General features: G+C 57.2%; 20 protein-coding genes and 1 pseudogene. 9 read left to right on the top strand and 12 right to left on the bottom strand.

Going from position 1 to position 25,841, the window contains the following annotated elements; all coding sequences use genetic code 11:
• Positions 1-175, top strand: a pseudogene (locus ACR0B7_RS18830) (inorganic phosphate transporter); the annotation flags it as partial.
• A gap of 115 nt (positions 176-290) precedes the next feature.
• On the opposite strand, the gene ACR0B7_RS18825 reads toward ACR0B7_RS18830, so the two are convergent.
• Positions 291-1,496: a tyrosine-type recombinase/integrase gene (locus tag ACR0B7_RS18825; RefSeq protein WP_170485685.1), complete on the bottom strand. Its 1,206-nt coding sequence runs from the start codon at positions 1,494-1,496 to the stop codon at positions 291-293.
• Between the two features lie 577 nt (positions 1,497-2,073).
• On the opposite strand from ACR0B7_RS18825, the gene ACR0B7_RS18820 reads away from it, so the two are divergent.
• Entirely contained in the window at positions 2,074-2,691 is a 618-nt protein-coding gene (locus ACR0B7_RS18820) for a hypothetical protein (protein WP_170570323.1), read from the top strand.
• A 254-nt stretch (positions 2,692-2,945) separates the two neighbouring features.
• Positions 2,946-3,476 carry a hypothetical protein gene (locus tag ACR0B7_RS18815; RefSeq protein WP_170576953.1) on the top strand — a complete coding sequence of 177 codons (531 nt, stop codon included), beginning with the start codon at positions 2,946-2,948 and terminating at the stop codon, positions 3,474-3,476.
• Positions 3,477-3,622: 146 nt separating this feature from the next.
• On the opposite strand, the gene ACR0B7_RS18810 is transcribed toward ACR0B7_RS18815, so the two are convergent.
• Complete coding sequence (locus ACR0B7_RS18810; RefSeq protein WP_170385491.1) at positions 3,623-3,865, bottom strand: hypothetical protein; 243 nt, start codon at positions 3,863-3,865, stop codon at positions 3,623-3,625.
• A 577-nt stretch (positions 3,866-4,442) separates the two neighbouring features.
• Here ACR0B7_RS18810 and ACR0B7_RS18805 point away from each other — a divergent pair.
• Positions 4,443-6,110: a pentapeptide repeat-containing protein gene (locus ACR0B7_RS18805; RefSeq protein ID WP_170485682.1), complete on the top strand. Its 1,668-nt coding sequence runs from the start codon at positions 4,443-4,445 to the stop codon at positions 6,108-6,110.
• A gap of 36 nt (positions 6,111-6,146) precedes the next feature.
• On the opposite strand, the gene ACR0B7_RS18800 is transcribed toward ACR0B7_RS18805, so the two are convergent.
• On the bottom strand, positions 6,147-8,249 hold the full coding sequence (locus ACR0B7_RS18800) for an alkyl sulfatase dimerization domain-containing protein (RefSeq protein WP_170576952.1): 2,103 nt from the start codon (positions 8,247-8,249) through the stop codon (positions 6,147-6,149).
• A gap of 228 nt (positions 8,250-8,477) precedes the next feature.
• Complete coding sequence (locus ACR0B7_RS18795; protein WP_170411864.1) at positions 8,478-8,696, bottom strand: hypothetical protein; 219 nt, start codon at positions 8,694-8,696, stop codon at positions 8,478-8,480.
• Between the two features lie 386 nt (positions 8,697-9,082).
• Here ACR0B7_RS18795 and aspT point away from each other — a divergent pair, with 386 nt between their 5' ends.
• Positions 9,083-10,783, top strand: coding sequence for an aspartate-alanine antiporter (gene aspT / locus ACR0B7_RS18790; protein WP_170485679.1), 1,701 nt, complete (start codon positions 9,083-9,085; stop codon positions 10,781-10,783).
• A 1-nt stretch (position 10,784) separates the two neighbouring features.
• On the opposite strand, the gene ACR0B7_RS18785 is transcribed toward aspT, so the two are convergent.
• The 4 genes from ACR0B7_RS18785 to ACR0B7_RS18770 form a co-directional block, all read right to left on the bottom strand.
• Entirely contained in the window at positions 10,785-12,458 is a 1,674-nt protein-coding gene (locus tag ACR0B7_RS18785; protein ID WP_170485678.1) for an aspartate-alanine antiporter-like transporter, read from the bottom strand.
• 22 nt (positions 12,459-12,480) lie between these two features.
• A complete protein-coding gene (locus tag ACR0B7_RS18780; RefSeq protein WP_170485677.1) occupies positions 12,481-14,112 on the bottom strand; it encodes a bifunctional aspartate transaminase/aspartate 4-decarboxylase in 1,632 nt (543 codons plus the stop codon).
• A 111-nt stretch (positions 14,113-14,223) separates the two neighbouring features.
• Positions 14,224-14,730 (bottom strand): hypothetical protein, encoded by a 507-nt coding sequence (locus ACR0B7_RS18775; protein ID WP_170485676.1) that lies wholly within the window; start codon positions 14,728-14,730, stop codon positions 14,224-14,226.
• Positions 14,731-15,143: 413 nt separating this feature from the next.
• Positions 15,144-16,094 (bottom strand): GlxA family transcriptional regulator, encoded by a 951-nt coding sequence (locus ACR0B7_RS18770; RefSeq protein WP_480682191.1) that lies wholly within the window; start codon positions 16,092-16,094, stop codon positions 15,144-15,146.
• 153 nt (positions 16,095-16,247) lie between these two features.
• Between ACR0B7_RS18770 and ACR0B7_RS18765 the strand changes: the two genes are divergently transcribed.
• The 4 genes from ACR0B7_RS18765 to ACR0B7_RS18750 are packed head-to-tail and all read left to right on the top strand — an operon-like array spanning position 16,248 to position 20,718.
• Entirely contained in the window at positions 16,248-16,955 is a 708-nt protein-coding gene (locus tag ACR0B7_RS18765; protein WP_170485674.1) for a GntR family transcriptional regulator, read from the top strand.
• A gap of 7 nt (positions 16,956-16,962) precedes the next feature.
• The gene (locus ACR0B7_RS18760; protein ID WP_170485673.1) at positions 16,963-17,880 is read left to right on the top strand and encodes a dihydrodipicolinate synthase family protein; all 918 of its coding nucleotides are present in this window, start codon (positions 16,963-16,965) and stop codon (positions 17,878-17,880) included.
• Between the two features lie 4 nt (positions 17,881-17,884).
• Positions 17,885-19,381: an aldehyde dehydrogenase gene (locus ACR0B7_RS18755; RefSeq protein ID WP_170576951.1), complete on the top strand. Its 1,497-nt coding sequence runs from the start codon at positions 17,885-17,887 to the stop codon at positions 19,379-19,381.
• Complete coding sequence (locus tag ACR0B7_RS18750) at positions 19,378-20,718, top strand: NAD(P)/FAD-dependent oxidoreductase (protein WP_170570329.1); 1,341 nt, start codon at positions 19,378-19,380, stop codon at positions 20,716-20,718. The genes ACR0B7_RS18755 and ACR0B7_RS18750 overlap by 4 nt, the downstream gene beginning before the upstream one ends.
• Here ACR0B7_RS18750 and ACR0B7_RS18745 read toward each other — a convergent pair whose 3' ends face one another.
• The 4 genes from ACR0B7_RS18745 to ACR0B7_RS18730 form a co-directional block, all read right to left on the bottom strand.
• Positions 20,719-21,447: an SDR family oxidoreductase gene (locus ACR0B7_RS18745; RefSeq protein WP_170570332.1), complete on the bottom strand. Its 729-nt coding sequence runs from the start codon at positions 21,445-21,447 to the stop codon at positions 20,719-20,721. It lies immediately after the preceding gene.
• Positions 21,444-22,175 carry an SDR family oxidoreductase gene (locus tag ACR0B7_RS18740; RefSeq protein ID WP_170576950.1) on the bottom strand — a complete coding sequence of 244 codons (732 nt, stop codon included), beginning with the start codon at positions 22,173-22,175 and terminating at the stop codon, positions 21,444-21,446. The genes ACR0B7_RS18745 and ACR0B7_RS18740 overlap by 4 nt, the downstream gene beginning before the upstream one ends.
• A gap of 64 nt (positions 22,176-22,239) precedes the next feature.
• Positions 22,240-23,787: a trimethylamine methyltransferase family protein gene (locus tag ACR0B7_RS18735; RefSeq protein WP_170485668.1), complete on the bottom strand. Its 1,548-nt coding sequence runs from the start codon at positions 23,785-23,787 to the stop codon at positions 22,240-22,242.
• Positions 23,788-23,943: 156 nt separating this feature from the next.
• On the bottom strand, positions 23,944-25,767 hold the full coding sequence (locus tag ACR0B7_RS18730; RefSeq protein WP_170385453.1) for a BCCT family transporter: 1,824 nt from the start codon (positions 25,765-25,767) through the stop codon (positions 23,944-23,946).
• Positions 25,768-25,841: the final 74 nt, after the last annotated feature.

Raw genomic sequence — 25,841 nt, 5'->3', positions numbered from 1 at the left:
CAAATTGATCCGAACCGTAGGAAGCGAGATCACCGAACTTGATAAAATGCGCGCATATTGCATCGCGATGGCGGCGGCGATTACGGTTATTTTCGCCTCGCAGCTGGGGTTACCAGTCAGTTCCACCCATATCGCTGTGGGGGGTGTATTTGGCGTCGGATTCTTGCGTGAATACATCAAGTCCAGCTGAAGCCCTCGACCCGAAACATCGGTCAAAGGCTCGGCATTAGCGCAGCACGGGTTTCGCAACTTAGAAAAGCGGCGGCGGCAGGCTCAAGCCCATCAAACTCTTAGGCCGGGAACCCGGCACCGAGTTCCTTGGTGGGATTGAAATAGTGCCGCACGATAATGTCCACCGACGTGTCCGCAATGGCCGCAACCGTCATCGGATCAATCCGCGCTGTCTGAATGGCCCAAGTGATCGCACTGTGGCGGATGCTGTAAGGACGCAACCCCTCGGGATCGATGTTGGTCAACGCCAAGGCGCGATAGAACGGATCAACCTGAAAGCCCTCTACCCATCGCTCCCCGGCATCGTTGGTCAGGATTGGATCGTTTGGCTGCTTGCCGGACGTTAGATCGGCAAACAGCGCGTGAGCCTTATCGAATAGCTGGCAGGTCTTTGGACCGCTGTGGCGGCGGTTCTTTCCGTACCGGTAACGGATCACCCTCCGGTTTGATGAGAAATCGAACGTGTCCAACATGCGCAATTCCTGCGGGCGCTGCAGTGTATATACCGCTGCCCGCAAATAGGTCGCGTAAGCAGGAGAGAACGTCTCGGCGGCTTTGATCAGCTTCCGAACCTCTGCCATCGACATGGCACGTCCACCGCTCTCCATTTCATCGACACTCATCGTGTCAGCCCTTTCTGCTTGGGTCTTACGATTGCCGTGCTTCTCAGCCGCCACCCACTCGCTATTGCCGGTGTGCTTCAGGTCTGTCACGGCCAGATTAAAAGCTGCTTTTAGCAACCCCAGTTCCTTATCGCCTGACGACTTGGCGCGCGTGTCACCTCGAACAGGCGTGTCCCTGAATTCGTGGCACTGCGCCTTGGTAATATCTCCAAGCGGTGTGTCCGGACCAAAGAACCGCTTCACCCGATCAGCGAATGACCTCCAGTTTTTGGTCGTCGTAGTCTGGCTCCTGTCTGAGCGGTCCTTCATCAGATCAGCATACCAGTGGTCGACCGCCTGCTCGACAGTCACCTGCTCCGCTTTGATGGCGGATGCGCGCGCCGATTCGATGGCTTCCTTTTGCCACTGCTCTGCGCGAGACGCAGCCTCGGCGAAGGTCAGACCACCGGGCGTCGGTGTCGCGTCTGCCAGTGAGTGTTTCAGGTAACGGCTCTTTCCGGTTGGATGCGGAATGCGGGCCACCCACTTGTCGCCCTTCTCACCCCGGTAGATGCCAAGGTGAAGTTTGCCGCCCATGTCCTCAAAGTATGGGTCGCGCCGAACCGCCAACCTCTGGCGCTGCGCTTCTGTTGCGATCTTCATCGTCCTATTTCCTCTCGTCTGAGCGGTCTTTGATCCGCCCATATATGGCTCGGTTTGGCCCCAAAAATTTCGGGACATTTTCGGAACATTTACCCCGAAAATCGGGCTTCGGAACACGTTTCGGAACACATCGGTTTGGACCGATTTGGACCACATTTAACGCATTTTCAAATAGTTAGTAATCCGTAACTATTCGTATTGGTCCATATATATCCCTTGGTAAGGGAGAGGTCGAGAGTTCAATTCTCTCCAGCAGCACCACCATTCAACACACCTGAAACCAGAACACCAAATGCGCGATCGTCTGGGCGCATATTGCCAACGAGCAATGGCACTGTTCCCTGTGGTTGGTCGCACGGCTTAAACTCCGCGCGCGCCAAAAGCACACTTGCCCCATCGTGGCCGAGGCTCACGAGTTTGCAAAGCTACTCGAAAGTGTTAGACTCGGCGTTTTGAAATTAGTGTTGTGTTGTCAGTGTTTTTTCAGAAGTATCTATTTTGGCTTTTTTTTGCACTTTGCTGCACAGCAGTGATCTGTGGGCTAGCGCTTTCTGTCGACGGTTTTGTTGAGCGTCACTTGCAGGAAGACAAGACCATTGAAATGCTTGGAGCCTTCGCTTTCTTATTTGGTGCCGTCATGTGTTCAGTTGCCGTGCTCAGAGGCGTCGGCCTGACTGCCGTAGCCGTGGGCATATTGTGCTTCGTTGCATTTCTTGACGAAATGAGCTTCGGCGAGCGTCATCTAGGGCTGGAACCCTTCGTGATAAACGGTGTGGAAATTGATGCCGTGCATGACTTGTTGCAATTGTCCTTGGCAATTGTAGGTGATCGAGGGCTATGGCTGGCAATCACGATCGTTATATTTTTATTGGGCGCGAGCCTATTGCTGTACATGATCCGAACCTCAGACACTGTAAGAGCGGTAGTCACCCACGGCACGATGCCGCAAATTGCGGTCGCTTTAACTCTCATAGCTGCCGCGCAGATTATTGACATAGACGTGGGGGTAGCGATCGTCAGCAAGACACTTGGTGAAGACGCAAGTGTCTGGGTGTACAAGTCACATTTCGAGGAAGCCGCGGAATTTGTGGCCGCAATACTGTTTCTATTTGCAGCGTATCAACTCATGGCCGGGCCAATTGCAGCCAAAAACAAGTTGCCCCCCAACAGCGTATCTCGTGGGCCTACCCTGTAAAGAACCTTCTACACTTACGGGTCGTGTGACAGGTAGACCGCCAAGGTTCACGCGGGGTTAAAGGCGGGCACAGAACAGATTTAATCGAGTGGCGCCCGCCAAGGCCAAGAAGAATTGAGGCAAACTTTCCGTGTGATATCCCGATTTTTTGGGGTTTTTTCGAGTTAGTCAACGCCTGACAACTGTCCAAGCACTCAATTGTCTCCAAAACGGAAATACTGTACACTTTTAGTTGCTCTGACGAGGACAAAACCATGAAGTCCCCCGCGCAATTATTTCTGCAGCATCTACATCGCAAACATGACAGCGCATCCCGACCTAACGCCTTGCTCTATTGGATTGAGGCTGCGACTGACGCCCAAGTGCCTGAAGACGAGCTAGGCCCGTTATTTTGGGATGTCATCGCGGATGCATGGTCGGACTTTGAACGCATCGACCACGAAGCATACGCTGAAGCCATGGCCCGCTTTCGTCCGTACTGGTCGCGGCACCGGTACTTTAGGGATTTACTTGGCTTGCCGCGAACGATGACTGTCTATCGGGGTCAATCGGCAAATGCACCTGCGGGCCTTAGTTGGTCGTTGAACCGGGAAATTGCAAAACAGTTTGCCCGAGGTCGGCGCGGACCAGCAGTATCTAACCCGACCGTTCTTGAACGCGTAATAGAGCGCAACGACATTGCAATGTATATTACCAAGCGCGACGAAGCTGAAATTGTCGTCTGGGGGACAGCCAAGGGCAACACAGGCTCAAAGCAGAGTATGCAGGCTGATCCGGTCGGCTGAAACGGCCACGATTTTATGCAAACGTATGGTGGAAGGACCGCGACCCGTCTTTGAACCGCCGGTACATTGACGGCACGTTGGGTCAGTGTCGGATGCCCGGCGCTTTTTGATGATGCAAACTTGGCATACCCATAGCCGCCCCTGCGTCACTCGGTGAAATGGGCTTCAAAATGCAATACGAGATGTTTGGGCTTCTGGCCGTTCTGCTGCACTTTCACGTCGTCGCGCGCTTCGCGCATCAGTCGCAATACTGTTTCCAGATCATCACTGTCGGTTTTCATAAGCCCGTAGGCATGTAAAATCTTTCCGGCAGGCTCGTGCTCACCAGCTAACGCCAGTTCCGTGGCGCATTGCCACGAACGGTCTTTGACCATGTCGGAATATATCATCGGTGATAGGCTCCTCGATTAGTCGTTCTGGGTTTCCATCCACCACCGGCACCATAACGTAAGCCTCTGTCCCACACCGCTGCACGATGATCCGGTTCGGTCCTGATACCTCTGTCATACAGGATTTCTTCGGATCGCACAGACACTTCAGCAGATACAGCATATCCGTTGGACAGTCTGCACAAAGCCCGACTTTGATTTCACCGGACCTCCAACCGGCCTCCAGCCCTGTCGCGTCAATTGCGCAATCTTGGCGTTCAATGAGGCCAAGGTCGGCTCTTGAATCAGTCTTTCGATATTCGCCATACGCCTATCTCCATTCCAATCACACAGATGATGTGGAACGTCACCAACAGGACGACATGTTCCAAAGCGCCAATGACGTGCGCTTTGCGGCCAAATCTGCCGGTTGTGCTTTGTCGCCGCACCTTTCGGTCCAATAACCGTGACCGCCGTTCGCGCAGTGGTCCTGACACCACCTCATTGCGGAACACTTTCCGAGATTCGCGAAAATATGGCATAACCCTTCAGAACGCTTGTCTCGAAAATCTATGTTTCTCAGAAGCGGGAGTGGTGGATGGGTATCAGATTGCCTTCCCGGACGACCAAATCGACCAAATGTCCGAATTGCGGTGAGTTAACAAATGCATCCGCAACAACATGCTCGGCCTGCGGAGCGTATCTAACGGCGAACTGGTCGGGTTTTCAGGGGCGGACGCTATGGGATGTTCTAAACCTTCTGATTGTACCTTTTGTACTGGCGGTTGGTGGTTTCTGGCTGAATGATATCGCGGTCAAGCGGCAAAACGAACTTCAACGCCAGGAAACCCTAAGACAACGAGAGAGGGATGAAAGCAGGCTGCAAACAAGCGCGATGCAAGCCTATTTTGACGCCATTGGTGAATTGCAACTTGAGCAATCGCTAGGGAAAGCATGGGCCAGACCCGCAGTTTTGGCGATCGCAAGAACCAAGACACAAACCATCATGAGGGAAATAAACAGCGAAAGGCAGGGACTGGTCGTTCAGTTTCTGAAGGATGCCAACCTCATCGTTCACAAGCGTACGGCTGCAATGGAACCACCTGCGCGCAGCAGCGACTGCTCTGCACAGATGACCGGTACGAAAGGAGCTCGTGCATTCCTTTCTCTGGAAGACACAAAGCTGATCGGGGTGTCTCTTGCCAATGCCGATCTGCAGGCCGTCGAGCTGGCACATGTCGATATGCGCGAGGCCGATTTGCGCAACGCCAACCTCGCCTCGGCCATTATGGTAAGTTCGGACTTTCGCGGGGCCAATTTGAGTTCGGCGAACTTGGTTGGTGCAGATTTGACCGGCGCGTATCTGGTGAATGCGCAGTTGCGCGGCGCGGGATTAACGGGTGCGACGCTGCGATGTTCTTTCCTCAGGGGGGCGAATCTAGAGGCCGCGGATTTGCGCCGCGCCAACTTTCACGGCGCGTCACTGGAGGGCGCGAACTTTTGGGCGGCTGACGTGCGAAACGCCGACTTCTCGGAAACGTTTCTGCGCGAAGCTGATTTCAAAGATGCGTTTTTGGATGGTGCGGACCTGAGTTGGGCCGATCTTCAAGGCGCTTTTCTGGACGATGCGTTTTTATTGGGAACGTCGTTTCTGGGCGCTGACCTGACCGACGCGGATCTGAGCAACGCGAGTTTCATCGAAGAATTCTACGACACGGACCAAGGCAAAAACGAAGCCGCCCAAAAAGAAAACTCTCAGGCTGCGCAGCGGGCGCTTCTGAATGCAAAGCTCTGCAATACCATGATGCCCGACGGTTCGATCGAGAACCGTGATTGCCACACTATTCCCGGCGCTGCATCTGGCGCGCCTCTGGAGGTTATCCCCATCAAGGACGTGGAAAGCATTGTTGGGACGTATTTTATCGAAGGATATTTCGACGGTTATTTCGACGACACGATAAATGCGTATATCGAAGAACAATGTTGCTACAATGGTATTGTCTCGATTCAGGCGGAAGAAGGTCTTGCGAACTATGTGCGCCTTCACTGGACGATAATATCCGATGACGAAAGCCAGCAACGGGCGGAAGGTGTCGGCCAAGTCACCGACGAGGGGCAGCTATATTTCATATTCTCCATGGGCGAGTACAAAGGCGACGGCCTGACCTCTGTCACGCAAGACATCGGGATGTCGTCGAGGTTCAAATACCTGTTCAATGGCGGGTTTGGCGGCGAAACATGGGGGTTGCTGGAAGCTCGGGAATAACTGGGGCTTTCCCGAGCTTTCGCGGACCACTTCTTGCTATTCTATCGCAGGAAGCCCGGTCACCGCTTCAAACGCCGCCGAGGACACCTCGGCATCCTTCGGATCACGTGTTCCCGGCAAAACCTCGAAGAACGGATCAAAGTCGACCATGGCCTGCGCCAACACCCCAAGCATGGTCGCGTCGCCATCAAGGGTCGCAGTGCCGTCCGCCAACTGCTCATCCAGCGCTTTTTCTCCGGCCATTGTCAATTCTAGATCGCTGCGATTGATCGTCAGTGTCAGGTCAGGTGTGTCGGACTGGAACCCTTCGACATTGGTCAGTGTTGCATTGCGCAGTTCGACCAGAAACTTCTCGCCATTGTCAGGCGTCACGAGGTTCATGGCGAATGAGTGCCCTTCGACCTTGCGACTGTCCATTTTGATCGCAAGAAAGTTCAGAAACAGTTCCGTCGACATGGCGCGAATGACGTCCGGGCTGGACGTATCGGGAATATCCCCTTCGGGAATACCAGAGCGCAATTCAAACGCACCGGACAGGAACGAATTCCGAAGCCCCGGGTTCTCTTGCTGATAGCCAATCTGCTCATAGACATCCGCCAGCAGGTTCTTGGCGGCCTGATTGCCAGGCTCCGCGTGGACCAGCTTGTCCAGGATTTCGCTTGCCAGAAGATATTCACCGGAATCGTGCAGTTCACGACCCTTGGTCATGATCGCTTCGGAACCGCCCATCATTTCAACATAGAGCGGCGCCGAATCCTCGGGGGACAAGGGAATAAGCGTGGCCGGGTTGCAATCCCAGAACCCGATATAGCGCTGGACGACGCCTCGGCTGTTGTGCTGCGGCGAGCCGTGGTAGCCGCGGCAATGCCATTTGTCCTGCAAACTCTGCGGCAGCTCGTAGACGTTGTGTATCCTGTTGATGGTCACGCCCGTGTTCACGAAGTGCAGAACCTGATTGTTCATGTGGGCATACAGGTCGCGCTGATCACGCAGAATCGCCTGAATCCGGTCGTTTCCCCAGCGGGGCCAATGGTGCGAATAGAACATCACCTCGGCGTCTTCGCCATAGAGGTGCAGCGCACGAGATATATACTTGGACCATCTCAGCGGATCCCTGACGGGTGCGCCGCGCAACGTATAGATATTGTGAAGCGTCGCCGTGACATTCTCGGCCATCCAAAGCGCCTTCATGTCAGGAATATAGGTGTTCATATTGGACGGCGCTTCGGTGCCCGGAGTGTTCTGGAAAATCATGCGAACCCCGTCGACCTCGAATTCTTCGATGTCGTCTTCAACAATGCGCGTCGGTGCAATCAGACCGACCAAGCCCGCAGACACACCCTGCCCAAGCCCCTGCCCCGCATACCCATGAGGGCTAGCAGGCAACAATAGCCCATATTGATAAAACAGGCGGCGGTTCATCGCGTTCCCCGCATAGACGTTTTCCGAGATCGTATGCTCCATGAAATCGCGTGGGGCGATGATCTCGACCTTTCCTGCCCGTACATCCGCTTCGTCCACCACCCCGCGCACGCCGCCCCAATGGTCGCCATGCGAATGGGAATAGATCACAGCGGTCACGGGTAGTTCACCACCGACGTGCTCTCGAAAGAAGTTAAGCGCCGCCCTTGCAGGTTCGGCCGAAACCAACGGGTCAATGACGATCCATCCGGTCTTGCCGCGCACAAAGGAAATATCCGACAGGTCGAACCCCCGCACCTGATAGATGCCCGGTATAACCTCGTAGAGACCGTAATTCTGATTGAGGCGCGAGATTCGCTGCAATGAAGGATGTATGCTGTCGAAATCCGCATCAGAATTAAGGAAATCGAACCGCTCTTTGTCCCAGGCCACATGCCCCGCATCAGCCATGATCTTTTTGTCGGGCATTTCCGCAATCAGACCGCGCTGCTGTTCATCGAAATCCAGTCGGTCCGAAAACGGAAGGGCATCGCGCGCCTTGTCCAGAACATCCAACGTGTATTGAGAAGGCGCTTTGCCGTTCGGGTGAAAATGTCCTTCTAGCGGTGCAGCTTCTTGCGCAGACGCCGCAGAGTCATCCAGCAATACTGCGCCGGATACCGCAAAAGCTGTGCCGACACTTGGAATGGCCTTCAATACATCTCGCCGGGTCGTCATGTTCTTCCTCCTCCAAAACTCGACGGTTTTGAAGCCCGGATGACCAGACTAAATTCGGGTTGCTGTGATGTTTCCTAAATGGAACTACCGGCTGGCCCAATCCAATGCTTGCTCACGAATTCTGTTTCGTCGAGTAGCCAAAGCATAGGGAATTTTCTAAGCCGCTTGTTGATCTAGCTCAAACGCGAGAACTGCTGACACACGGGTCACCGCATCACCGGTCTAGCGTTACTGCAGTTGCAACCGCTTGAGTTCCTCGGCAACAGCCTCCAACGCCTCGGCCTGAGCCAATCTGCGAAAGGCTTTGCGGTCGCGGCTTTGCATGCTTTCCCCTGCATGCGCTGCTATCCTGCGGTCTTCGGCGGCAAGCCGGGACAATAGGCTTGCCCCCATCAGGATAGATTGCTGTGCCATTTGCAGCGTTTTCTTTCTTTGATGTTCAGTCATCTGAGAGTCTCAATCCAACGTAAGCTGGACCACGCTAAAGAAGCTGTTCTTTCGCATGGCAGGAATTACTGTTTTCAAAGTGACACACAAATAGGAGTGCCTAGTCCAAGCATGGGAGTTGGCGCTTGCCAAAAGCATGTGATTTCTTGCCAAACCCGTTTCTGCTGGCAGCGCATTTTGGGAAACCAGGCTGGTGAAAATGGTGCCCTGACCTCTTAGGCTGACCGCGCCGACCGACTGCCAGCCCATACAAATTTGACAGAATCCCGGACGAGTGCTTACCTGACACGAACGCGACGGCGACCATCTGAATTTACATGAAGTTTCAGTGCCCTGAGACACAAAGCCGGCTTTGGGCAGGACGAATTTAACCTGGAGATTTGATCATGGATCTTTTGGCCGAACAACTTCGCACCTACCCGATTATGGCATTATTTTTGTGCCTCGGCCTTGGCTACGGAATGGGCAAGCTCAAGGTTGGGAAATTTGAACTGGGTGGCATTGCCGGAACTTTGCTTGTGGCCGTGTTCGTGGGGCAGATCGGTGGGATAAACCTAAGCACGGATGTTCAGAACGTCTTTTTCTCGCTGTTCATCTTCATGGTTGGCTACAACGGTGGCCCACAGTTTTTTGCCGCGTTGAACCGCACCGCGCTGACCAAATTGCTGGCGGCCTTCATGATGACGCTATGGGGGTTGTTCTTCGTTATCGTCGTGGCGCGATGGGCAGGGCTGGACAAGGGGCTGGCCGCGGGGCTGGCTGCCGGAGGTCTGACGCAATCGGCCATCATCGGCACCGCCGGGAATGCCATCGACCTGCTGGGGCTTGCCGCGGACGAGGCCGAGAAGCTGAAAACCAATATCGCCGTTGGGTATTCGGTGACATATATCTTTGGCTCGATCGGACCCATTCTGGCCGTCAGCATCATTCCAATCATCATGCGATGTGACTTGCGGCAAGAAGCCTTGAAGCTGGCCCAAAAGCTAGGCGGCGGCGGACAAAAGCTGGAGGAAGGCGAGTTTCTTCCCATGAACCGGTTTGACGCCCGCGCCTATCAACTCAACCAAGGGTCTGCCGCCATAGGCAAGACCGTGGCGGACATCGAAGGGGACTATGACGGTGATCTGGTGGTCGAGCGTTTCCTGCGCGAGGGCACAGCACTTGAGCCAACGCCGGACACCGTGATCAATGCAGGGGACATTATCGTCGTGTCCGGGTTGGTATCTGCCCTGACAAAGTTTGACGGCACCGCCGATGGCGAAGTCGGAGAATACCCGCCCGAACTGGCGATCGTGGAAGAACGCCGCAATGTCGTGATCACCAACAGACAGCTTGCAGGCAAAACCCTGCGGGAGCTGCACGAAGCCCTTTCAGCGGATCAACGGCGCGGGGTCTACATTTCCAAGATCACCCGGATGGGACATGATATTCCTGTCCTGCACAACACCGAGATTCACGCAGGCGACGAGGTCAGCATCGTCGGTCACAAGGACGATCTGAACCGCGTCGCGAAACAGGCAGGGTATGTGCCACCTGCGGCTTCGGTGACGAACTTCATTGCGCTTGGGTTCGGCATCGCGATTGGTTACCTGATCGGGGAAATAAGCTTTGTCATCGCAGGAACAAAAGTGGCGCTGGGGTCCGGGCTGGGCTGTTTGGTGACTGGCCTGATCATCGGGTACATGCGTATTCGCAGGCCCAAGATTGGGGGCATCAACAGAGGTGCCGCGAATTTCCTCCAGAGCTTTGGACTGGCCGTTTTTGTCGGCGTCGTCGGCCTTAATGCGGGCCAGCCAGCGCTTGAGGCGATACAGCAATATGGCATCACCCTTTTGCTGTTGGGGGTTGTGGTCACCATGATGCCGATGATCGTTCAGTTTCCTATCAACTATTTCGCCCTGCGTATCCGCAACCCGATCGAAGCCTGTGCAGTGGTGACAGGTTCCCGGTCGGGCAATCCGGGGTTCGCTACCCTGCTGGAAAAGGCCGGAAACTCGACCCCGACACCGGCCTTCACGATGACCTATGCGGTGGCAAACATATTCCTAACCCTCTGGGGGCCGCTGGTTGTGGCATTCGTTCCATAAGTCACATCAGCACAATCACGATGACCGAGCCCCAAAGGGCAAGCAGGACGTTACCCACCGCGTAACCCAACCCATAGCCAAGGGTTGGAACCTGACTTTGCGCGGCCTCCTGCACGGCGGCCAGCGCTGGCGCAGATGTCCCGGCACCACAGCATGTTCCGGCCAGAACGCCCTCGTTTATCCCGAAAACCTTGCGCCCGACGATGATTGCAGCACCGTGGGCAAGAACAACGATGGCAAGCGATCCAAATATCAGCGAAGGTCCACTTTCCAGCACGCCCGTCACAAAGCTGGGGCCAGAGGTAATGCCGACACAGGCTACAAAGACGCACAAGCCGACTGAGTCGAAAATCCAAAGCGTCGCTTCTGGCACGAAACCGAACGTCCTGTGTACTGACCGCAACCAACCCGCGACCAGACCTCCGAGCAACACACCTACTGACGTACCAAGGCCAAGTTCGATCGCACCGTATTTCAGCGCAGGGATGCCGATCAACCCGCCCAACAGGATGAAGAACGCGACAAAAACCATATCCGTCTTGTTGGTCGCACGATCCAGATACCCTAGCTTGGCCGCGGCAGATTCAATATGGCTGCGCGTACCCGAGACGGTCAGCACATCGCCCTTGTGAAGGGTTACACCTCGAAAGATCGGCAGACGCTCACCACTGCGCATGATACCGCGCACAAAGACCGTGCGGGCCTCGGGGCGGGTGGAAAGCTCGCCCATTGATTTGTTGACCACTGCGCTGTTGGTCACGACGATGTCGCTGGTTTCAACAGGCAGGTCCAACAATTCGGGGTCTTCGACCTCCTCGCCCAGAACATCGGCGTGATCGATCAGATACGTGCGCATCCCGGCGATTGCAGCGATATCACCCTTTTCAAGAACCATGTCACCGGTTGTGGGAAGAATTCTGTCTCCCCGCCGCACCCTGTCAATAAATGCGCGCACATGATCGGGCACGCGCGCCTCAAGCTGGGCCACGGTGTGCCCTGCAAATTCGGGGTTGATCAGATAGGCTCGGGCCTCGAAATCCCGGTGCTTTGGGACCATCGGCGCATCGGTGTCCTCCAGTTCAGCCTCATACTCGGCGCAGGCTTCTTTCAGTGACCGCCCAAAGAACCGGGGAGCAAGCTGCGTGTGAAAAAAGATCGTTGCGATGACGCCGACGAAATAGGCCACCGCAAAACCGGTCGCGATTTCAGCGTCGAAAATCTGTTGCGCCGCTTCGTCTGCGCCCGTCTTGGCGAAGGCGTCTATGGCCACGCCCAGCGTCGCGCTTTCGGTAGCACCGCCAGCCAAAAGCCCCGCCGCGACACCAACAGACAGACCCATCAAAGGAGCGAGTAAAATTGCCACAAAAAGTGCCACGACACACAGCAACACCGTCACAGCGATCTGTGGCAAGGCACCAAGGTTCAAAGACCGAAAGAACTGTGGTCCCGTCCGATAGCCGATTGAGAACAGAAACAACAGGAAAAACGCCTGCTTCAGATCATCCGACACAACAACCCCGGTCTGGCCGACAAGTACTCCGGCCAGTAGACAGCCCGCCACCGATCCGACGGTGAAAGAGCCGATCGTGATCTTTCCGAGGGCGTAGCCGATAGCCAGACTGCAAAACAGGGCCAACTCAGGGTGGGCACCGAAAATTGCACCGATCAATTCCATGCTGGGCTACCTTGAACGTTAATCATCCATGCAGCGGCAAACCTTTGGACGCGCGGTAGGCTTGCACATATCCTATGGCGACCGCCCGCACCGCTCGTCCGATCTGACGATAGGCGCTGTCGTCCAGATTTGCGAAAGAAACCCGCGCGGACCAGTTAGGAGCGTCAAAGCCGGATCCGTTCAGCAAAACGATCCCGTGATCCTGCGCCAGCTTGAACGAAATATCCAGCGGGTGCACATTCTCTTTGATCCACTCGACCACCTCATCACCCACGTATTTGCGCAGCCAGAACTCAAAGTCGATGATGCCGTAATATCGATCGAAAAGAGGGTTGTCGGGAACCTCGATCCCCATACCGTCAACCAGTTCGTCAAACCGATGCTTGAGGATGCCCCAGCAGAACGCCTGATAGGATTTGTCCTCATCCATCATCTCAACCAGCGAAAATAGCGTCATCATCACCTGTTGCGGCAGAGAAAGCCCGGCCGTGTGGTTCAGCGCCACGTCTCGGCTGTCGGCGACGATACGGTCAATGAACTTAAAGCCGGAGGGATCAGGCGTCAGCGGCGTGTACCGTGCGTTCACGACGTCTTTGACCTCTTGCGGTGCCTCGGCAATCATCTTGTCAAATATGTTGTTCTGCGCCACGGCAATCGCGCCCAGCCGCCAACCCGTGCAGCCAAAATACTTGGAGTAGGAATAAACACCGATCGTGTTTTCCGGCAGATGCCCCATTACCGACTGAAAGTTGGGAACAAAGGTGCCGTAGACATCATCGGTCAGGATGATCAGATCAGGGCGACGCGTTTTGACGAACTCTACCAGCCGGGCCAGAACCTCGGGGCTGATGGCGACCGATGACGGGTTGCCCGGGTTCACCAGGAACAGCGCCTTGACCTTGGGGTCAGCCAACTGTTCAAGGTCGTCATCCGTCAATTGGAAATGGTCCTCCTCCTCCGAAGACACATCGACCACGTTCAACCCGTAATCTTCGAGTACCGGCATTTCCAGATAAGGGGTGAAAATCGGCGTCCCCAGCGCGATGGTGTCGCCTGCGTTCAGCAGCCTCTGGTTCTTGAGCGCCTTGAAAATATAGCACATTGCGGCCGTGCCGCCTTCGACCGCGTAGATGTCAAATTTCGCGTCCGGCCTATGCCCCGCGCACATTGCCCACATCAGGTATTCGTGCACGATCACCTCGTTATGTTCGAGGCATCGGTCAGGCATAGGGTAGTGATCACCAACGATACTGTCGGTCAGCTCCAGCACGAAGTCATCCGGATCAAAACCGAATTTCTGAATCGCAAAGTCCACGGCAGACGCCAGCGTGTCCGCACCCGGCGGTGAATCGCGCCCGTCACGCGCGGCACAATATGCCTTTAGTCGGTCATAACACCCCGGACCCTGAGGCATTCCGGCCAGACCGACCTGCGGCTCGTTGCGGTGCCGCTGTGCCTCGGTCATCGCAAACTGGCCAAGCAGAAAGAACGCCTCGCGCGCCTTGGTCGCGATCCAGTTCGGGTTACCCCGCCCCGCATTCAAGTAAGGTAGTGTAGATTTACGAGACTCTTTCTGAGCCAGCTTGATGAGTTCGTCTTTGATTTCAAAGGGACTCAGGTTTTCAAATTTATGAAGGTCCAGCGTCTCTGACATGGCTACAAACCCTAAATTACTAGAAATCGGAAATACTCATCCGAACCGTAATCAAGGAAAGCGCCTTGTGTAAACAGTCGCGCCGAACCGACGCGGTATTGGCGGGTTTTCTCAGTTCAAGCGATTTGACGCGGCCAGCGCACCAGCCAGCGCGTTCTCGATCTCGCCCGGAAATTCTCTACCCTTTTCATGCAAACCGGCCGCGACCCAGCCAACGGTATGACCTCGCGCACCAATATCGTTGGCACGCACCAATGAAGGTGAAGTGCGCTCAATCCGCACCAGCGCCATTGACTCTTCCACCTCGCTGTCGGTCAGGACCATTCGGACTGCGCTGTAAATGTCCAGAGACACCTGCAACGTCTGGTGCTCTAGCCGATGTGCGGATTCCGAAAGCAGGCGTGTGCAAAACGCCGACAGGAAGTACCAGCGGAAAATGGTAAACACCCGGCTCTGAAAATCCCCTGTCAGACCAGCCCCAAACGAAGACGCGCGGGCGATCCGCTCGAACGCCGCTTCTGCTGCCTTGGACGCCTGACAGATTTGATGCTCGCGCTTTTCAACCGGAAATCCGCGCGAAGCTGGATTCACTACGACGTCTTGGGTTTCTAGGTTCATTGTGGTCCTCCAGCACTAATTCCTGAAGAGGACATGGGAAAATTCAAATTCATTAGAATGTTATTTTCTGCCTTATTTCACTTACACTGTCCGATTATTGGCAGTTACAAAAATGCCATAAAAAGACGTTTAACGCAAACATATCCGCTTTTAGATTATTAAAAGCAGGTTTTTCGCGACTTTCGCGGAATGCAACAAAATGCGGCAGAGGCCCGTTTTCCTGCCCAATTCCCCCACGAAACTGTCATGATATGGCAATAGTTGTGCCCATTTCCCAACGTATAACCATCCTATCCCGCGGGTCAGTTTACCAGTAAGATTTTAACGAGGGGGTACGAGCGGGATCAGGGGGACGAGCGCCTGTCCGGTCCGACTCGCCCATGGGCAGAGCAGCTCCCCCCGGCTGCCAAAGTTCAGTCGATCTTGCTTTTCTGCGCGTGTGGCGAGACGCCAAAACTCGAACGGTAAACCCGCGAGAAATGACCCGGATTTTCAAATCCGCACGCCATCGCCACCTCGGTGACCGAGGCTTCGGTCTGCAACAGAAGTTTCTGGGCACGCTCAAGACGCAGTTCCATGAAGTACTTCTTGGGTGACGTATTGAGGTACTTTCCGAACAACCGCTCGAGCTGCCGGGTCGAAATCCCCAAATCGTCGGCAATCTGAGACGGCGACACAGGCGCTTCGATACAATCGCGCATGATATGGATTGCCTTGGCCAAATGCGCGTTGCGCATCCCGTTGCGCGACTGCAGCGAAACGCGCTGTTTGGCGGTCGCATTGCGTACCGCGTTATAAACCATCTGGTCGGCCACTGCGATCGCCAGCTCCTCACCATGATCGCGTTCAATCAAGTGCAGCATCAGGTCCGCCGTCGCAGTTCCGCCAGAGGCCGTTATGTGTTTTTCATCTGCGACAAACACACTGCGAACAAGATTCACTTCGGGAAACGCTTCCATGAAGGCGTCATGGTATTCCCAATGGATCGCGGCCTGCATCCCATCCAGGAACCCCGCCTCGGCCAGCAGCCAAGCCCCCGAACACAACGCGCCGATTGCGGTCCCTCGCGCACGCTCGCGCCTGAGCGCAGCCAGCAAGGGGCGCGAGACGTGGCTGCGCATGTGAATGCCCGACAAGACAAACAACTGGTCCGTTTTCGGCAGGTCGTTCAACCCGCCGTGCACCAGTGTCACCAACTCGTTCGAGCATATCGCCCTCTCGCCATTCTCTGAGATCAGGGTCCAGTCATACAGCTTTTTCTCGCTCACCAGATTTGCGATCCGCAATGGCTCGACCGCGCAGGAAAATGCGAGATGCGAGAACTCCTCGATCAGGATGAAAGTTATGTGCCGGGTTTGTTGCATGGGATGTTCCACTGCACGGGCCGCATTTGCCCAGGTTTCATTCGTTAGGCTATGCTGCACGATTTTTTTCTGTATACAAGTTGTATTTTTTTAGAATACAGAGACAACACGAGCAGCCGGGCGCGATTCGCGCTGGCATCGCAGGAGGGACGCATGAAAGACGACGCCAAATCCCGCAAAGCTGAACTGTCCGAGCACCTGAAGGTCTCGATCCTGACCCTGCGACTACGCCCGGGCACCGATCTGGACGAAGCGCATCTGTCCGATGCGTTCGGTCTGTCGCGCACGCCTCTGCGCGAGGTGTTTCGGCAACTGGCAGGCGAAGGCTATCTGGACCTGCGCACCAATCGTTCGGCGCGGGTGTCCGAGATGTCCTATACCACGCTGCGCGATTTCTTTCTGGCCGCGCCGATGGTTTACGGGGCCATTCTGCGGCTGGCGGCGCAAAACGCAACGCGGGCGCAGATCGACGCGCTGAAGGACGCGCAGCAGGGGTTCAAAGCGGCCTTGCGCGCCGGGTCCGCCGAGGATCGCGCATTGGCCAATAACCGCTTTCATGACGTGACCGGAGAGATGTCGGGCAATGTCTACCTTCTGCCCTCGTTCAACCGCCTGCTGATTGATCACGCCCGGATCGGGATGACCTTTTATCGGCCCCAAACGGCCAAAATGACCGAAAACCTGTCCGAAGCCAGCCACCAGCACGATGCCATCATCGCCGCCATCGAAACGGCCGATGAGGCGGCGGCTGCGCAGTTGGCCGAAGACCACTGGAACCTGTCACGGGATCAGATCGAACTGTTCGTGATGCCTGACGCGCTGGATGTGCCTATGGGTGCTCCGCTTTCAAAACCTGCATGAGGATGCAATGAACCCGATTTTCAAGTTTGAGGGGATCTATACCCCGGTGGTCACGCCCCATCACGACGATGGGTCCGTGAATTGGGATGCCTTGGCACAGGTGATCGACTACCTGATCGAAAATGGCGTGCATGGGCTGATCTCGGGCGGGTCCACCGGTGAAAACTATGCACAGACCGTCGATGAACGGCTGGAGCTGGCGAAGTTTACGCATCAACAGTTGAAAGGCCGCCTGCCGCTGGTTGTGGGGACTGGCGCGATGCTGACGCCGGACTCGATCGCGTTGGCCTCCGGTGCACGCGAGATTGGCGCGGACGCGATCCTGCTGGCCAGTCCACCCTATTCAGTGCCCACCGACCGGGAAAACGCTTTGAACGCACTGGCCATCGACAAGGCCGCCGACCTGCCGGTGATGCTGTACAATTATCCGCACCGCACCGGCACCATGATGGGCGAGGAGTTCCTTGACCGTGTCGGCCGCAGCCGCAACTTCTGCGGCATCAAGGAAAGCTCGGGCGATATCAACCGGGTGCATCTGCTGGCGCGGGACTACCCTCATATCCAACTCGGCTGCGGCATGGACGATCAGGCGCTGGAATTCTTTGCCTGGGGCGCGCCCTTCTGGGTCTGCGGCGGGTCAAACTTTCTGCCTGCGGAACATGTGGCGCTGTATCACGCCTGCGTGGTCGAAGGGAATTTTGCCAAGGGCCGCCGGATCATGTCGGCAATGATGCCCTTGATGCGGGTATTGGAACAGGGCGGCAAGTTCATCCAGACGATCAAGCACGGCGTGACCATGAACGGGATTGACGCGGGTGTGATGCGGCCTCCGCTGAAAGGTCTGAACAAGGATGACAAGCGCGCGCTGGAACAGGTGACGCGCGTGTTGAAAAAAACAATCGCTGACATCGTGGCGGAGGAGTAAGGCAATGGAACTGCTGACACAGGACGAATACACATCCATCGCCGCAGGTCTGGACCTGCCCACCGGGGCGTTCATTGACGGCGGCTTCCGCCCTGCGATCTCGGGCCAGACGTTTGAGACGGTGAACCCCGCAACCGGTGATAAACTGACAGAGATCGCCGCCTGCGGTGCAGCGGATGTGGACTTTGCCGTTGAAAAGGCACGCGAGGCGTTTGACGATGGCCGTTGGTCCAAGTTGCACCCGTCCGAGCGCAAAGACGTGTTGATCCGTCTGTGCAAACTGATGACGCGCAACGCCCGCGAACTTGCCGTGATGGAGAGCATCGACAGCGGCAAGACCATCTATGATTGCGAAACCGTGGACGTTCCCGAGACAATCCACTGCCTGAAATGGCATGCCGAGGCGATCGACAAAATCTATGATCAGGTCTCGCCTGCCAGCGACGATCATATCGCCATGGTGGTGCGTGAACCGATTGGTGTGGTGGGGCTGGTGCTGCCGTGGAACTTCCCGTTGCTGATGCTGGCATGGAAGATCGGGCCTGCTCTGGCGGCGGGCTGTTCCGTGGTGGTGAAACCGGCGGCCGAGACCACGCTGACCGCCCTGCGGTTGGCTGAACTGGCGATGGAGGCCGGTCTACCGCGTGGCGTTTTGAATATCGTGCCCGGCGGCGGGGCCGAGGTGGGAGAACCCATCGGGCGGCATATGGATATCGACATGGTGTCCTTCACCGGGTCCACCGTCACCGGCAAGCGGTTTCTGACCTATTCGGCGGAAAGCAACGCCAAGGAAGTAGTGCTTGAGATGGGTGGCAAGAACCCCGCCATCGTGATGGAGGATGCCGAAAACCTGGACCGCGTGGCCGCGCATATCGTCAATGGCGCGTTCTGGAACATGGGCGAGAACTGCTCGGCCTCATCGCGGTTGATCGTGCATAAGGATGTGAAGGCCGAACTGCTAAAGCGGATCGCGCATCACTCAAAACAGTGGAATATCGGCGACCCGCTGAACCCCGAGACCCGCATGGGGGCGCTGGTCAGCGACGGGCACTACAACAAGGTCTGCGGCTATCTGGAACAGGCCGAAAACGTAGTGATCGGCGGCACCGCCAAAGACGGGTTTGTCGAAGCTACGGTGGTCGAAGTCCCCGGCAATGACGCAGTACTGGCACGTGAGGAGATATTCGGCCCCGTGCTATCGGTGATCGAAGTCTCGGGCTTTGACGAGGCCATCAGAATCGCCAATGACACCGAGTATGGCCTGTGCGCCTCGATCTTCACGGCCAACGCCAAACGCGCCATTCGCGGGGCGCGGGCGATCCGGGCGGGCACAGTCACGGTGAACAGCTTTGGCGAGGGCGACATCACCACGCCCTTCGGGGGGTACAAGCAGTCGGGCTTTGGCGGGCGGGACAATTCGGTCCACGCGCATGATCAACATACCCAGTTGAAAACCATCTGGATTGATCTGGCCGATGACGCGGATGAGGCGGTGGATTGAGCAGTTACACCGCCCGAACCCTGCCCCTCCACCGTGGGCCAGCAGCCTGGAGCGCCATCCTTGGCGCACAGCCCCCCGCCCGCGAGCTGGAAGGCAATATCGCTGCCGATTTCACCATTATCGGCGCGGGGTTTGCCGGGTTGTCGGCGGCCCGGCGTTTGATCCAACTGCAACCAGATGCAAAGATCGTGGTGCTCGAAGCCGGGCGCGTGGCCGAAGGCGCAGCGGGGCGGAACTCGGGCTTTATGATCGACCTGCCGCATGATCTGGCCTCGGATGACTATGCGGGCGCAGGCGATGACCGGGCGATGATCGCTCTGAACCGGCAAGCCATCGCCTTTGCGCGCGAAGCGGTCGAGCAGTACCAGATCGACCCGAACTATTTCGATCCGGCGGGCAAGGTGAATGGCGCGGCCAGTGCAGCGGGTCACGCCCATAACGAAAGCTACGCAAAGCATCTGGCCAATCTGGGTGAGACTGCCGAGGTGCTGGACCCCAAGCAGATGCATGAGCTGACAGGTTCGCGCCACTATCGGTCTGGCCTGTACACGCCGGGGACGGTGATGCTGCAACCTGCGGGATACGTGCGCGGGCTGGCTGCTGGATTGATCAAAGATGGCGTAGCGCTGTTCGAGAACTCCGCCGTAACCGGCTTTGCGCAACAGGGCGGCGCATGGCAGGTGCAAACAGCGCGCGGCTCGGTCAGTACGGGTGCTGTGATCCTGACGGTGAATGGACATCTGGAAAGCTTCGGGATCGAGACTGACCGGCTGATGCAACTTTTCCTGTTTGCGGCCATGACACCCGAACTGGACGCGGATCAGATGGCTGTCATCGGTGGCCAGTCGCGCTGGGGTGTGACGCCGTCCGACCCGATGGGAACCACGATGCGGCGCATTGATACCGGTCAGGGCGGCAACCGGATCATCACCCGCACCTGCGCGGCACTGCGCCCCGGCATGACCACCACTGCGCGCGATCTTGGCCGGGCTGGGCGCGTTATGCAGCGCAAGTTCGATCAGCGCTTTCCTCAGCTGACGGGCCTGAAGATGCAATACCAATGGGCCGGTCACCTCTGCCTGAGCCTCAATGGTGTGTCCGTCGCGCGTGAAATCGAACCGGGTGTCTACTCCGGCTGTGTTCAAAACGGGCTGGGCACGGCGCGCGGAACTTTAACGGGCATCGCAGCAGCGGAACGCGCCTGCGGGCACAGGTCCGACATCACCCGCCATTTCGAGGCCGAACAGCCCCCGAAGCGCCTGCCGCCCCAGCCTTTCCGCGAACTTGGCGCGAATGCGGTGCTGCGGTGGAAGGAATGGCGCGCGCGGGATGAATGATCAGGGCAAGCTGAGCTTTGCCATACGCCCGCCATCAATCGTGTAGACCTGACCGGTGATGAAACTGGCATCCTTGGAAGCGAGGAAAGCCACCAGCGCCGCGACTTCTTCGGGTTTGCCGGTGCGGTCGATGGGATGGATGCGTTTGATATCGTCGGCAAACCCTTCGGGATCAGGCATCGAGGCGATGAAATCCACGTTCAACTCCGTGTCGATCCAGCCCGGAGCCACGGCGTTGCAGCGGATGCCCTCGGCCCCGTGATCCACGGCAACCGCGCGGGTCAGCGCGTGCAGCCCAGCCTTAGACGCGCAATATGCCGCGTGGCCGGGATTGCTGCCCAACCCTTCGATGGACCCGATATTGACGATGGTGCCCCCTGTCCTGCGCAGATGCGGCAGCGCGGCCTTGATCAGTAGAAACGGAGCGGTCAGGTTGACTGTCAGAGTGCGTTGCCAATCGTCCAGGCTCATGTCTTCGACCGAGTCTTCCTGCATCATCCCAGCGTTGTTGATCAGGATATCCAGCCGCCCGGCCCGGTCGATGACCTGATCGACCACCGCCTGCGGACTGTTGGGATCGCTGAAATCAGCCTCGATCCCGTATTCATCCCCTCCACGCTGCGCGGTAAATACCTGTGCGCCCTCATCCCGCAGGCGTTCGACAATGGCACGGCCGATCCCGCTGCGTCCGCCGGTCACCAATGCGGTTTGTCCTTCAAAACGTGTCATGCGACAGGTTTGCCTCCGTTCACTTCTACCAACGCTCCGCACATATACCGCGCCGCGTCCGAGACCAGAAACATCACCACATCCGCGATATCGTCAGGTTCGGCAATACGGCCCAACGGAACGGTCTGGCCCAGTTCGGCCACCGCACTGTCCGGGTCGAAGCCTCGTTTTGCAAAGCCCGAGCGCAACATCGGCGTATTCACCTCGTTCGGGCAGACGGCATTGATGCGGATACCTTGGTGCGCGTGGTCCATGCCCATACATTGAGTCAATGAGGCGATGGCCGCCTTGGTCATGCAATAGACCGCGTGATTGGGACCGGGGCGCAACCCCCAGCATGACGCGGTGTTGACGATGGCCCCACCGCCCGCTGCGGCCATTATGGGAATCGCGGCGCGGCAGATGCGGAACGGAGCTTCGACATTCACGCCCAGTGACAGGGACCAATCCTGATCCGAGGTCTCGGCAACCGAACCGCGTGTGATGACACCTGCATTGTTGATCACGATGTCCAGACCACCCAGCGCATCAAAGGCGCTTTGCGGCAGAGCGTCTGCATAGGTTGCATCCAGCAGATCGCCGGGCAAATGGGCGTCCGCTACAATCCCTGCAACATCGCGATCCGCCACCGCGACCCGCGCCCCGGCAGTGCGCAAGCGCTTCACGATGGCGGCTCCGATCCCGCCTGCGGCCCCGGTCACAAGGGCGGTTTTTCCTGACAGATCCATAGTACCTCTGGTTTGAAAAAGCCCGCCCGAGGAGACGGGCGGGCAAGTTTCGGGGGAGATGACCTTAGTAGCTTTGGTTCAATTCATCGGCTGCGGGAATTTCCCTCTCGCGGCGGGCGATATAATCCAGCAGAGCCTCGTTTTTGGCCCCGTCCAGCTTGGGTTCCTGGTACTCGGCCAGCAGAGTTTTGGCGCGGGTCAGGGCGCGTTCGGTGATCTCGACACTGCCTTCGGCCTGCCACTGCTCGATCGAGTTGTTGTCGAACAGTTCCGGCATGAAGAATGCGCTTTGGAAATTGTCCTGTGTGTGCGGGTGGCCCAGATAGTGCCCACCGGGGCCAACATCAGGCACGGCAGCGATGGCCTGATCGAAATCGCCCCATTTCGGCCCCTCGGCCATGCGGTACGCCATGGCGCATTGTTCGGCGTCAACGATGAACTTGGCGACAGAGCAGTGCATTCCGGCCTCATTCCAACCCGCGCTATGCCAGATATAGTTGGCGCCTGCATGGATCACCGCCTGCAACGTGGTGGCGGATTCATAGCCGGCCTGCGCATCAAATGTCTTGGCCCCGCCCAGCGTGTTCGATGTGCGCCACGGCACGCCGTAATGCCGCGCCATCTGACCGATCATGAAGTTCATCAGGCTGATCTCGGGCGTCCCGGCCATCGGCGCGCCGGATTTCATCGAGACGGTCGACAGGTAATGCCCATAGATCGCGGGCGCGCCCTTGCGGATGACCTGCGTATAAGCCAGCGCGCTGAGCGCCTCGGCGTTCAACTGCGCGACCGTGGCGGGCACAGACGCGGGCGTGTTCGCCCCGCCCAACACGAAGGGTGAGCACAAGACCGGCTGCTTGCGGCGACAAAACGCGCGCATCGCGCCTAGCATCGTCTCATCCCAGACCAGAGGCGAGTTGCCGTTGCAGTTGCCGGTGGTGACGGGGTGATCCTCAAGAAAATCCTCGCCGAACAGGATGGCGCACATCTCCATCACATCCTCGGCGTTTTTGGGGCTGGTGGTCATGCCCATAAAAGTCTTGTCCGAGTGTTTCATCGACGAATAGGTGATCCGCAGATGCCGCTGGCTGATCGGGTGGTCATAGGGTTCGACGATGTGATGCGCGCTGGAATGCAACGCGGGCAGCATATGCGACAGCTTGTGGAACATCGCCAGATCGTCCAGCGTGGGGTTCCGCCGTACATCCTCCAGATCGCGCAGGAAGGGCGCTCCGGTCATGGGCACAAAGATCGAGTGCGGCCCACCCAGCCGCACGTTCTTTTTCGGATCGCGCGCGTGATAGGTGAAATCGCTGGGGATGGTCGCGATCAACTCGCGTACAAGACCACGATCAAGATAGACCAGCTCACCCTCGACCTTGGCCCCAACTTTCTTCCAGTCCTCCAGCGCGATGGGGTCGCGGAACTGAACGCCGACATTCTCGAGAATGTCCATCGATGCGTTGTCGATGCGATCAACCTGAGCGTCATCCATCACCTCACACAAGGGGATGCCACGGGTCAGGCCAGGCAGCATGTCAAAGTTGGGCGCAGTGCGCAGGGCGCGGCGGGCAGAACGGCCGCCCGAGCGGGTCGAGGTACGAATGTTCACGGGGCAATCCTCCAATCTTGGAAACCAGACTGAAGGATTCGCGCGCCGCGCACCTCTCTGATTGCGATATGTGGTTGCAGGAAACGACACGGTTGCGGAAAGGAAAAACGCCGCCCCAAATAGGGCGGCGCTGATTTTCAGGCAATGCTGGCTGACTTATTCAGCCGCTTGCGTCGCAGCACCGTGCTTGTCACGCTGACCGTCACGGAACAGCGCCTTGGCAAGTGACAGGCACATCAGACCCATCACCATGGTGAACGGCAGCGCCCCGATAATCATCGCATTGCGCAAGGCGTCCATCGGGTTGTTTTCACCGGCTGCCAAGATCAGCGCGCCGATTACAGCCGTCAGGATAACACCCCAGATGATCCGGTGCTTGATACCGGTTTCCTGGCTACCGCCGGACATGATGGTGTTCATCACCAGAATGCCCGAGTCCGCCGAGGTCACCAAGAAGGTCATGATCAGGATCACACACATGACGTTCAGCATGGACAGCAGCCCACCGTCGATCATGTAGGACAGGGTCACGAATAGCTTGTTGGTGTTCGAGGCACCGATGATCGCGCCTTCTGCGGCACCGGCCAGTTCCAGATCAATCGCGGTACCACCCAGCACGGTCATCCAGGCAAAGCACACCAGCGCCGGTGCGAACACACAGCCCAGAATGAACTCACGAACCGAGCGACCCTTGGAGATGCGCGCCAGGAACAGACCCACGAAGGGCGAGAACGCGATCCACCAAGCCCAGTAGAACGTGGTCCAGCCTGCCTGCCAGCCGAACTGCCGGCCTTGCTCGCCCGCTGCATAGGCTGCGGCCAAAGTCGCTTCGTCCAGCTCGGCTGCTGCGCCTTCAAGACCGCCTTTGAAGCCGTCAAAGCTGCCCCATGCGTTGGTCGCGCCACCCATCAGATCAGCCGCATGTGCCTGTGCTTCAACCGGCAGAGCCGCCGCGAATGCTTCGGCCGACAGAGGACCGTAGGCGTTAAAGCTGAGCGAGATGAAGTGCAGGATATAGTCAACCATCGCCGAGCCATAGGTGGTCATGGCAAAGACGAAGGACCCGAACACAACGAAGGTGCCCAGCAGGATGATCGACAGAACCAAGTTTAGGTTCGACAGGTATTTAACACCACGACCGACACCCGAAACCGCCGAAATGATCGACAGGCCCATGATGACCACCAGACCCGAGATCAGACCCACTTTGCTTGGGCTCGGAACTTCGCCACCCAGGTCCATGATCCACTCCATCCCAGTGATGGCGTAGAGACCGTCAATGAACTGGCTAACGCCATATCCGATTGTGACCGACACGCCGAGGATCGTCGCAACAACGCCCAGAACATCGACCACGTGGCCGAAAAAGCCGTTGACGAAACGACCGAACAACGGTGTCAGCGCCGAGCGGATCGTCAAAGGCATACCGCGCGTATAGGCGTAATACGCCAGCGACAGTCCGGTCACGACGTAAATTGCCCAGGCATGAAAACCGTAGTGCAAATAGGTGAAACGATAAGCCGATTGCAGCGCCTCGGGCGAGTTTCCTGCAACGTCACCTGACACGACAACGGGGTTCGATCCCCACAATCCCAGAGGTTCGGCTGTGGCAAAAACCATCAGGCCCACGCCCAGACCAGCCCCGAACATCATCGAGAACCACGAGAAGTTCGAGAATTCAGGCTTCTCTCCGGGCATGCCCATCACACGACGGCCAGTAGCCGGAAGGATAGCGACAACAGCCAGGAAGAAGAAAAATATACCCACGATAACGATGTAAAAGCTGTTGAAAACCTCCAGCAATTGACCGTTCAGACTGCCAAGCGTGCTGTTTGCATTGGCTGGGAATACAAGCGCCCAAAGAACCAGACCGACCATTATGGCCTTGCTGATCAGCGCAATCGGGACGCTGTAGTTTTCGTAGAAACCGGCATCCGCCGTTTCTATCTCAACGTCCGTAAAGGGTTCGGGTATCGACATGTTCTCCTCCGTGTTGTCGTCTTTGTTCTGGGGTCGACCAAATCCGGCCCAAGTCTCGCCTGGCCAACCAGTCC

The organism is Ruegeria sp. BB6, from assembly GCF_056539385.1.
Note: the sequence above shows the minus strand (reverse complement) of the source record. Positions and strands in the feature narration are given on the sequence as shown.

Excerpts from the sequence above, each read along its gene's own strand:
- ACR0B7_RS18755 (WP_170576951.1), top strand. The coding sequence starts at position 17,885 with ATGGAACTGCTGACACAGGACGAATACACATCCATCGCCGCAGGTCTG.
- ACR0B7_RS18815 (WP_170576953.1), top strand. The coding sequence starts at position 2,946 with ATGAAGTCCCCCGCGCAATTATTTCTGCAGCATCTACATCGCAAACAT.
- ACR0B7_RS18810 (WP_170385491.1), bottom strand. The coding sequence starts at position 3,865 with ATGATATATTCCGACATGGTCAAAGACCGTTCGTGGCAATGCGCCACG.
- aspT (WP_170485679.1), top strand. The coding sequence starts at position 9,083 with ATGGATCTTTTGGCCGAACAACTTCGCACCTACCCGATTATGGCATTA.
- ACR0B7_RS18780 (WP_170485677.1), bottom strand. The coding sequence starts at position 14,112 with ATGTCAGAGACGCTGGACCTTCATAAATTTGAAAACCTGAGTCCCTTT.
- ACR0B7_RS18805 (WP_170485682.1), top strand. The coding sequence starts at position 4,443 with ATGGGTATCAGATTGCCTTCCCGGACGACCAAATCGACCAAATGTCCG.
- ACR0B7_RS18740 (WP_170576950.1), bottom strand. The coding sequence starts at position 22,175 with ATGGATCTGTCAGGAAAAACCGCCCTTGTGACCGGGGCCGCAGGCGGG.
- ACR0B7_RS18765 (WP_170485674.1), top strand. The coding sequence starts at position 16,248 with ATGAAAGACGACGCCAAATCCCGCAAAGCTGAACTGTCCGAGCACCTG.
- ACR0B7_RS18775 (WP_170485676.1), bottom strand. The coding sequence starts at position 14,730 with ATGAACCTAGAAACCCAAGACGTCGTAGTGAATCCAGCTTCGCGCGGA.
- ACR0B7_RS18800 (WP_170576952.1), bottom strand. The coding sequence starts at position 8,249 with ATGACGACCCGGCGAGATGTATTGAAGGCCATTCCAAGTGTCGGCACA.
- ACR0B7_RS18730 (WP_170385453.1), bottom strand. The coding sequence starts at position 25,767 with ATGTCGATACCCGAACCCTTTACGGACGTTGAGATAGAAACGGCGGAT.
- ACR0B7_RS18745 (WP_170570332.1), bottom strand. The coding sequence starts at position 21,447 with ATGACACGTTTTGAAGGACAAACCGCATTGGTGACCGGCGGACGCAGC.
- ACR0B7_RS18825 (WP_170485685.1), bottom strand. The coding sequence starts at position 1,496 with ATGAAGATCGCAACAGAAGCGCAGCGCCAGAGGTTGGCGGTTCGGCGC.
- ACR0B7_RS18795 (WP_170411864.1), bottom strand. The coding sequence starts at position 8,696 with ATGACTGAACATCAAAGAAAGAAAACGCTGCAAATGGCACAGCAATCT.
- ACR0B7_RS18785 (WP_170485678.1), bottom strand. The coding sequence starts at position 12,458 with ATGGAATTGATCGGTGCAATTTTCGGTGCCCACCCTGAGTTGGCCCTG.
- ACR0B7_RS18770 (WP_480682191.1), bottom strand. The coding sequence starts at position 16,094 with ATGCAACAAACCCGGCACATAACTTTCATCCTGATCGAGGAGTTCTCG.
- ACR0B7_RS18760 (WP_170485673.1), top strand. The coding sequence starts at position 16,963 with ATGAACCCGATTTTCAAGTTTGAGGGGATCTATACCCCGGTGGTCACG.